This is a genomic window from Mycobacterium simiae (assembly GCF_008370645.1).
Classification (GTDB): domain Bacteria; phylum Actinomycetota; class Actinomycetes; order Mycobacteriales; family Mycobacteriaceae; genus Mycobacterium; species Mycobacterium simiae_A.
This window is the reverse complement of sequence record NZ_VTZN01000444.1, coordinates 1-826: the sequence shown is the minus strand read 5'-3', so window position 1 is coordinate 826 and position 826 is coordinate 1. Positions and strand designations below refer to the sequence as shown.

At 54.6% G+C, this 826-nt stretch carries 1 protein-coding gene; it reads right to left on the bottom strand.

Annotation, left to right across the window (positions count from 1 at the left end; translation table 11 throughout):
- Window positions 1-826: MMPL family transporter (locus tag F0Q45_RS26340; RefSeq protein WP_149656635.1), on the bottom strand; the 826-nt coding region annotated here is incomplete at both ends.

The window sequence follows — 826 nt, the reverse complement described above, 5'->3', positions numbered from 1 at the left end:
GATCTCCTCTTTGAAGCGCGATACCAGCAGCAGGTTGTAGTCGGAACCTACCGCCAACAGCAGAATGATCGACATGGCCAGGACCATCCAATGCAGTTCGAATTGCATAATGTCCTGCCAAACCAGCACTGAAAGCCCGAACGAGGCCCCCAGTGACACCAACACCGTACCCACAATGGTGAACGCCGCGACGATGCTTCGGGTGATGATCAACATGATGATGAAAATCAAGCTGGCTGCGGCGACCCCCACGATCATCAGGTCCCATCTGGAGCCGTCGCGCATATCCTTGAAGACGGAGGCAGTGCCCGATATATAGAGTTTGGAGCCCTCCAGCGGAGTCCCTTTGATTGCCTCCTTGGCTGCTTTCATTATTGGGTCGATGTGCGAGATTCCCTCGGGGGTAGCTGGATCACCCTCGTGGGAAATGATGAATCGAACCGCGTGGCCGTCCGGCGACAGGAACATATTCATACCCCGCTTGAAGTCAGGGTTGTCGAAAACTTCCGGCGGAAGAAAGAACGAGTCGTCATTTCTGGACGCGTCGAGAGCCTGCCCCATAGCCGTCGAATTCTTGCTCATCTCATCCATCTGGTCATACATCGACGACATCGAACTGTGCATGGTCAGCGTCAAATTCTTCATCGTCTTCATCGCCGCGATCTGGAAAGGTAGCTGGGCAGCCATCTGTGGCATCAAGATGTCCATCTGGTCGAGCTGGCCGGAGAGCTCTTTGACCTTTTCGGCGATCTGGTCGATGCTGTCGAGAGCATCGAAGATAGCCCGCAACGACCAACAGATGGGGATGTCGTAGCAGTGCTTTTCC